This is a genomic window from Microbacterium sp. ISL-103 (genome assembly GCF_018613995.1).
Lineage (GTDB): Bacteria > Actinomycetota > Actinomycetes > Actinomycetales > Microbacteriaceae > Microbacterium.
Genome location: NZ_JAGGPD010000540.1, coordinates 1 through 7,665, shown reverse-complemented (window position 1 = coordinate 7,665; position 7,665 = coordinate 1). Strand labels below are relative to the sequence as shown.

Genomic DNA, 7,665 nt, shown 5'->3' with positions numbered 1-7,665 from the left:
GTCGATGCGTGCCAGCGCACAGCGGCGCGATCGCGAGACCGGTCACCGCGGTCAGCAGCAGCGTGGCGGTGACGAGCCAGCTGGCGGCGAGCACATCGATGCCGAGCCCGGTCTGCGCGGCGGTGATCATGTACGGCGACAGGTTGACGCCGAGGTAGCCGGCGATGCCGATCGCGAAGGTCGCGGTGGCAGTGGGCAGCCTCAGAGGTACTCGAGTGCTGAGGTCGATGGCGGTCATGAGACTCCAGGGGAGATGGCACGNNGGCACGGCGGTGTGCGAAGGATGATGCCGGAGGGGCGTCGGGTGGGGCGCTCATCAAAAACGAATGGTGTTCGTCAACGAATGGTGTTCACTATTATGCACAGGAGGGATGCTGCGGGGAAGACTTTTCTCGCGGACCTCGAGATCGAAAGCGAGCGTGCGATGCCCCGGCCGTCGAGTCCCCTGCTCTCGCCCGACATCATCGGTGCCGCCGGCCTCGAACTGGCGAGGGCCGGAGAACCGTTCGGCGTGAACGCCATAGCGCGCCGCCTCGGGGTGCGGCCGTCGTCGCTCTACAACCATGTCGACGGCATGGACGGCATCATCGAGGTCATGCGCGGCAGGCTCGTCGATGACTACCGCGTCGAACCGCGTGGGCGGAGTTGGGATCGGTTCCTCCGGGATCTGCTCGCGGCGCAGCGCCGCATGTCTGCGGATCATCCCCAGCTCGTGCCGCTGCTGGTGGGCAAGACGGTCACCCACCCGGGGGTCATCGCTGCGTACGACGACCTCGCGACGGTGCTCGTCGACGGCGGGTTCCCCGAAGACGATGTCCTCTCGGTGATCGCCGTCGTCGACGCGTTCGCGATCGGATTCGGGCTCGACCTGGCATCGCCGGACGAAGTGTGGGAGCCGGGAGGCGACACGCGCACACTCGGACGACTGCTGACAGCAGCGGAGCGCGGGACCGCCAGGGCGGACCGCACATTCGAGCTCGGAGTCGGCCTGCTGCTCGACTCCCTGCGAGCGCGGCTGGATCGCTGACGCAACTCGGCCGAAACGGTGCTCGCGGGATGGTTGCCCTCCCGAGTCATCCAAACCCCATTTTGGATCGCTCGAGAGGGCTCACCGTCCTTCCCGGACGGTAGGGAGGCGGCGAAGGATCTCGCTGCTCTCTCGGCTGATCTCCCCAGATCTCAGCCGGTAGCCCCCGCTACTCGTAGCAGAATATCGCTTAATCGTCTTGTCCGCCATTTGGGGGACAAAGAAATCTACGAATGTTTCTTCCAAGACTGGGGCTTGCCGTGAGAACGTCCACTCATAGAGTGGATTCATGGACAGAAAGCTCGTGCTGAACGCGCAACTCGCCATCGCTCACGGCCATCGCGTCGAGGTGTCGGAGCGCGTCGACGAGCTGACCGGAGAGGCTGCTGTGCTCTCCGTCATCGATCTCGACACCGGTATCAGGTATCGGCGTGCGGAGCAGCCACGAGGCGAGAGCATCCGATGGCTGGGCCGGGTCGTCGACTGCACCGTCACCCTCGGCGGCAACAGCTCGTGGACGACGCTCACGGTCGAGGCCGACAGTGATGGTGCGGGGGTGACGGGAGCCCAGACGGCCCTGCACGGTGCAGATGCCGCCGTCGAGGCGGCGAAGGCGGAAGCAGATCGCTGGGGCGGCGGAGATCGTGTGCCGGAACCGGAGCCCGAGCGCTTCTGGTGATGTTCACCTGAAGTCTCTCGATCGGTGGGTGACTCCGGTGCGGAGATCTTCGAACGCGTCGGCGAGGACGTTGATGACGCCCTCCGGAGAACGCTCGAGGATGCCGCGGATGATGAGAGCCGGTGAATCGCGGGCGACTCGGTGGTAGCGGCCCCAGACGCCGGTCGAGCAGATGACGTTGACCAGGCCGTTCTCGTCTTCGAGATTGAGGAAGGTCACCCCGGCCGCGGTGGCCGGCCGTTGTCGATGCGTCACGAGCCCTGCGACCTCGACGCGACGACCGACCTCGTGGGTCTGAAGGTCAGCCGAGGAGAGCACCCCCCGCTTCTGCAGCGGAGTGCGGAAATGCGCCATCGGATGGTCGTCGGTCGAGACCCCGGTCGCCCAGAGATCGGCGGAGAGTCGCTCGTAGCTGGACTGGTCGGTGAACAGCGGCGGCTGCACGGCGACGGTGGTTCCCGGGAGGAATCGTGAACGGTCTTCGGCTGCCGCGCCGGACAGCCAGATCGCCTCTCTGCGCTGCAGCCCGAGGCTCTCGAAGGCGCCGGCGGTCGCCAGCGACTCCAGCTGCGCCGCCGTGGCGTCCGTCCTTCTCACCAGATCGTTCAGATCTGCGAACGGACCGTCGGCGTCTCGTGCTGCGACGATGCGCTCGGCCAGAGGCAGGCCGATGCCGCGCACGCCGCTGAGGCCCATGCGTACCGCGTAGCCACCGTCCCTCCGGTGCTCCTTCGACTCGTCCGGTGCCGACCTGTCGAAGCGAGGCACCCGGGGCTGTGAGCGATCGCTGCAGGAGTCGAGTCCCGTCGGCGTCCGCAGAGGTGCGCCGGAGAGAGGCTCCAGGGTCTCGGTCGCCCCCGAGGCGTGCAGATCCGGACGACGTACTTCGACCCCGTGCCGACGCGCATCCGCGGTCAGCGTCGATGCGGAGTAGAAGCCCATCGGCTGTGATCGCAACAGCCCGGCGAGGAAAGCCGCCGGATAGTGCAGCTTGAGCCATGAGCTGGCATAGACCAGGAGTGCGAACGACAGCGAGTGCGACTCGGCGAATCCGAAGTTGGAGAACGCCTGGATCTGCGCGTAGATGCGATCCGACTGCTCGGACGAGAGCCCTCGCCTGCTCATTCCCGCGTAGAGCTTGTCGCGGACCTTCTCGATCTTCTCGAGTCCGCGTTTGGAACCCATGGCGCGTCGCAGCAGGTCGGCCTCGTCGGCGGTGCAGTCGCCGATGGCCGTCGCCATCTGGATCAGCTGCTCCTGGAAGATGGGGATGCCGAGCGTCCGCTCGAGGATCGGCTTGAGATCGTCGTGAGGGTAGGGGATCTCGAGCACCACCGGTTCTTCGCCGCGGGCGACTCTGGCGCGGTTCTCCTCGTCGAGCGCATCCTTCGCCATCTTGCGGCGGACGAAGGGATGCACGGCCCCGCCCTGGATGGGGCCGGGGCGGATGAGGGCGATCTGTATGGCGAGATCGTAGAAGGCCCGCGGCTGCAGTCGGGGGAGCAGACCGATCTGTGCGCGGGATTCGACCTGGAACACTCCGATCGAATCAGCGCGACAGAGCATGTCGTAGACGGCCGGCTCCTCTTTGGGAAGAGTCTCGAGTTTCCACTCCTCGCCGGTGGCCTCGCGGATCAGATCGAAGCAGTGCTGAAGCGCCGCCAGCATGCCCAGCCCCAGCAGATCGAACTTCACGAGTCCCATCCAGGCGGCGTCGTCCTTGTCCCATTGGATGACCGTCCGGTTCTCCATGCGCGCATGTTCGACGGGTACGACCTCTCCGACGGGCCTCGCCGTGAGCACCATGCCTCCCGAGTGGATGCCGAGATGCCGAGGGGCCTTCAACAGCTCGCCGGCATAGTCGAGCACGTTCGCGGGGATGTCGTGTTCCTCGGCGACCTCCAGCCCCGAACTCCAGCCGTCGACCTGTCTCGACCAGGCATCCTGCTGCCCCGGCGAGTATCCGAGGGCTCTGGCCATGTCGCGCACGGCGTTCTTGGGGCGGTACTGGATGACGTTCGCCACCTGGGCGGCGCGCTCTCGGCCGTACTCGCGGTACACCCACTGGATGATCTCCTCGCGGCGATCGGAGTCGAAGTCCACATCGATGTCCGGCTCCTCCTGGCGTGTGGTCGCGAGGAACCGTTCGAAGGGCAGGCGGTAGAGGATCGGATCGACGGCGGTGATCCCCAGCAGATAGCAGACCGCGCTCGCCGCGGCGGAGCCCCGGCCCTGGCAGAGGATGCCGCGTCGCTTCGCCTCGGTGACGATGCCGTGCACGATGAGGAAGTAGCCGGGGAAGTCCTTCTCGGCGATGACGTCGAGCTCGCGGCCGATCCTGCGTCGGCCGTCGTCGTCGAGGTTCGGATACTTCGTCGGCACTGCCTCCCAGACGAGATGGCGCAGCCAGCTCATCGGCGTGTGCCCGTCAGGAACCTTCTGCTTGGGCAGCGCGGGGCGCGCCCGACGCAGGGGGAAGGCGGATGCGGCGGCGAGCTCGAGACCATAGGAGATCGCGCCGGGGTGACGACGGAAACGCGCTGCCATCTCGGCGCCGCTGCGCAGATGTGCCCCGCCATGCGCCGGCAGCCAGCCGTCGAGCTCGTCCATGCTGCGCACTGCCCGGACTGCGGCGACGGCTTCGGCGAGGGCTGCGCGCTCGGGTGCGGCGTAGTGCACGTTGTTCGTCGCGACCACGGGAAGGCGCATCTGTCTGGCGAGGTCTGCGAGAGCGTCGTTGCGGCGGGTGTCCTGCGGGTCGCCGTGATCGAAGAGCTCGACGGCCACGTGGTCCTGGCCGAACAGATCGACCAGGCGACGCAGCGGTGTCTGAGCGTCTCCGGCCTCGAGTCCTCGACGGACGCCGCCCTTGCGGCATCCGGTGAGGATCGTCCAGTGCCCGTCGGCTGTCGCCGCCAGTTCGTCGAGGTCGTAGACGGGGCGCCCCTTCTCGCCTCCTCGGAGATGAGCTGCCGTCATGGCGCCGGAGAGCCGGTGATAGCCCTCGAGCCCGTCGGCGAGCACGAGCAGATGTTCGCCGACCGGATCAGACGCACCTCGCTGCGGGGCATCGAGCCCGAGCGAGAGCTCGGCGCCGTACACGGTCTGCACGCTCACCTCCATCAGCTCGGCGACCTCGGCGAACCGGGCGGCACCGTAGAAGCCGTCATGGTCGGTGAGAGCCAGCGCCGTGAGGCCGAGTCGTTCGGCCTCTGCCAGAAGATCTTCCGGAGATGAGGCACCGTCGAGGAAGGAGTACGACGAATGCGCGTGCAGTTCGGCATACGGCACGGGATCTTCCGGTCGGCTCACCGATGTCGGAGGGGTCCTCTTGCGACGGGTGCTGACGGGGCCGGGGTCCGGACGGATGGGCGGAGGCGTCCCGCCGGTGGGGTAGGGCGACTCGTCGCCGCTGAGGGTGCGTTCCAACTCGTTCCACGACAGGGGAGGATTGTGCCAGCCCATCAGCGATACCGCCCTTCCGCCCACCAGCGGTCTCCGGTGCAGAAGACGAGCCAGGCGCGGTCGTGGTCGTCGATGATCTGCAGTCGATGCCCCTTCTTGCCGCCTGTGGCATCCCACCGGCGTTCGTGGATCGGCCAGGGGCCGGCCCACGCCTGCACGTCATCGCCGTCGATGCGTGTCGGCACCGCCGAGAGGGCCCCTCGGTCATCGACATGGACTGTCTCGCCGTCAGGCGCCAGCACTCCGATAGGCCGAGGAGGGCGGAACACCTCAGCAGGCAGCGGGTCGGGCAGACTGCCAGGCCATGGTCGTTCCGGGTCTTGCGGGGCAACGGCACGTTCGCCCCAGGGAGTGAGTACCTGCCGGTCAGCGAGCCAGCGTCCCCCGGAGAGAGCGGCGGTGACCACCCCCTCATGACCGAGCATGGTCTGCACGCGTGAGATGGCATGATGCAGGCGCTCGTCGGTGCCTGACCCGAAGAGCCCGGGTTGATGGTGGGCGGCGTCGTCGACGGCCACAGGGATGATCCGCACCAGGGTGATTCCGCCGAATGCGCGGGCCTCGTCGACCGGCTCCTTGGCGGATTCCGCTCCCAGTGCCTCGAGCTGCCAGCGCACCCGGTCGACGAGGTCTGCGGCGTCGAAGCATGTGGGGTGCGGCCACGGGCGGGAGAACACTTTGCCGTCGTCGTCGACCAGATCGATCCGTACCTCGGTGCACACCACTGATGCCTCACCGAGAGCGAGCAGCACCGCATCCGCCGTCTGACGTACCGCGAACGCCACCTGATCCGCTCCGGCCAGGGGAGGTTCGAACTCGACCGAGCGCACCAGCTCGGGGTCGGGCGGGCGCGCCACCACTGCGCGGGAGTCCGACCCTCCGGCGAGGGCATGCAGTCGCGACCCGCGCTCGCCGAAGCGATCACGGACGTCGATCTCGTCGAGAGCGGCGAACTCGCCGAGCGTGCGCACCCCGAGCCGGATGAGCAGATCGGTGAGCTGTTCATCCTTCAGGACTCGAACGGGGAGGGGCCCGAGGAAGTCCTTCGCGAGTCCCGGGGGGACGACGGTGCAGGACGTGCGTCCTCTGGCGGCGAGCTCGGCCGTGAAGGGGCCGTCGGCGATACCCACGCGCACCTCGGGGAAGCCCGCTTCCTCGAGGATGCCGATCAGAGCCGCTCCGGCCTCGGCTTCACCGCCGTGGTAGCGGGATATGCCCCGCGCGCGGACAGCGGCGAGCCCAGGGCGCAGCAGAGCCGCACCGGGGGCGTGCTTCTCGATGAGCTGCAGCACCGGGAGGAAGGCGCGCTCGTCACGGGCTGTGTCATGCGGCAGCACTCGCAGCGACGAGATGTGCCCCTGTGCGACCCTGCGACGTTGACCGGCGCGCACGCCGTGCTCTCTCGCCGATGCGGTGCAGGCGACGACGGTGTTGGCGTGCACCAGAGCTGTCGGCGGATGTGGGGGCGCTCCGCCCAGTGCGGCGCGCAGTGGCCAGTCGGGGAACCACAGGACGATGACGCGAAGAGGAGCGGTCATCCTGCCGCCGCCAGTCGCGGATATTCGGTCGGGGGCTCATCTCCGCCACGGAGGGCGGGCAGCGCCGTGAGCTCGGTCCTGGTCTCTGCGACGACCTCGGTCGGGAGCTCTTCGACCGCGCCATGGCTGCCAGGAAGGCGCACCCGCACGCTCGAGGCCAGCGGGCTGTGCCGCGTCTTCGCGGTCACGGTCGCCGTCGACCCCTCGAGCAGCCCCCACCCCTCGCCGATGCCCAGCCACTGCTGGTCGTGCAGACGGATGGAGCCCTCGCTCTGAGGCCAGGCGCCCGAAGCGGGGGATTCGGTGACGAGGAGCGTGCTACCGCGGTCTCGCAGACGCGCGCTCAACCGGGCGACATCGGTGTCGCGAGCTCTGCTGCCCGGCTGCACGGCGATCAGCGGGACGACCTCGGCGAGGGCGGAGGTCGCGGCGAGCCACCGGTCACCCGGATCGGGGACGAGGATCAGCCGGGGCAGTGCGATGCCGAACGCCGCTGCTGCTTCGACACCCAGTGTCGGCATGCCGACCACTGCGCACCAGAGGCCCTTGCCGGATGCCGCGGCGAGCAGCGAGAGGATGAGGCTGGGCGAGGGGGAGACCGTGTATGCCGTGCCGGTCTGCAGCCCCTGCTCCGGAAGCAGGGAGGAATACGCCGGATCGAGGGGGAGCAGTTTCTGCTCGCTGCGCCTGCGCTGCATGCGACTGATCTCGCGGCGCAGCCGAAGGACCTCTCCGGCGCGGGAGTCGCCAGCCGGAGAGAGCGCGGTCACCGCATCGAGCCCGATCCCCATGTGTCCATCCTCGAAGATATGTACTAATAAAGCAACTGGAGTAGATCACGCTAATTCGAACCTCCGACATCGGCGAACAGTTATCACCACGCTGTACCATAGGCATCCGACTCCTCCTACCCTTCGGGGCATGGATCCCCTCACCGTGGCCGTCGTGGGCGTGCA

At 67.9% G+C, this 7,665-nt stretch carries 6 protein-coding genes; 2 read left to right on the top strand and 4 right to left on the bottom strand.

What is annotated here, in order from left to right:
- A partial coding sequence (locus tag J7E68_RS17340; RefSeq protein ID WP_396652521.1) for a hypothetical protein occupies positions 1–238 on the bottom strand: 238 nt, incomplete at its 3' end.
- Positions 239–424: 186 nt separating this feature from the next.
- On the opposite strand from J7E68_RS17340, the gene J7E68_RS17335 reads away from it, so the two are divergent.
- Complete coding sequence (locus J7E68_RS17335; protein WP_215174682.1) at positions 425–1,027, top strand: TetR/AcrR family transcriptional regulator; 603 nt, start codon at positions 425–427, stop codon at positions 1,025–1,027.
- Positions 1,028–1,316: 289 nt separating this feature from the next.
- Positions 1,317–1,706: a hypothetical protein gene (locus J7E68_RS17330; protein WP_215174680.1), complete on the top strand. Its 390-nt coding sequence runs from the start codon at positions 1,317–1,319 to the stop codon at positions 1,704–1,706.
- 3 nt (positions 1,707–1,709) lie between these two features.
- On the opposite strand, the gene J7E68_RS17325 is transcribed toward J7E68_RS17330, so the two are convergent.
- From J7E68_RS17325 to J7E68_RS17315, 3 genes are read right to left on the bottom strand one after another with little or no spacing between them, the layout of a single operon-like run.
- Positions 1,710–5,171 carry an error-prone DNA polymerase gene (locus J7E68_RS17325; RefSeq protein WP_215174684.1) on the bottom strand — a complete coding sequence of 1,154 codons (3,462 nt, stop codon included), beginning with the start codon at positions 5,169–5,171 and terminating at the stop codon, positions 1,710–1,712.
- A complete protein-coding gene (locus tag J7E68_RS17320) occupies positions 5,171–6,709 on the bottom strand; it encodes a DNA polymerase Y family protein (protein ID WP_215174678.1) in 1,539 nt (512 codons plus the stop codon). Before J7E68_RS17320 ends, J7E68_RS17325 begins: the two co-directional genes overlap by 1 nt.
- Entirely contained in the window at positions 6,706–7,500 is a 795-nt protein-coding gene (locus tag J7E68_RS17315) for a hypothetical protein (protein ID WP_251049107.1), read from the bottom strand. The genes J7E68_RS17320 and J7E68_RS17315 overlap by 4 nt, the downstream gene beginning before the upstream one ends.
- Positions 7,501–7,665 lie beyond the last annotated feature (165 nt).

Excerpts from the sequence above, each read along its gene's own strand:
- J7E68_RS17320 (WP_215174678.1), bottom strand. The coding sequence starts at position 6,709 with ATGACCGCTCCTCTTCGCGTCATCGTCCTGTGGTTCCCCGACTGGCCA.
- J7E68_RS17330 (WP_215174680.1), top strand. The coding sequence starts at position 1,317 with ATGGACAGAAAGCTCGTGCTGAACGCGCAACTCGCCATCGCTCACGGC.
- J7E68_RS17325 (WP_215174684.1), bottom strand. The coding sequence starts at position 5,171 with ATGGGCTGGCACAATCCTCCCCTGTCGTGGAACGAGTTGGAACGCACC.
- J7E68_RS17315 (WP_251049107.1), bottom strand. The coding sequence starts at position 7,500 with ATGGGGATCGGGCTCGATGCGGTGACCGCGCTCTCTCCGGCTGGCGAC.
- J7E68_RS17335 (WP_215174682.1), top strand. The coding sequence starts at position 425 with ATGCCCCGGCCGTCGAGTCCCCTGCTCTCGCCCGACATCATCGGTGCC.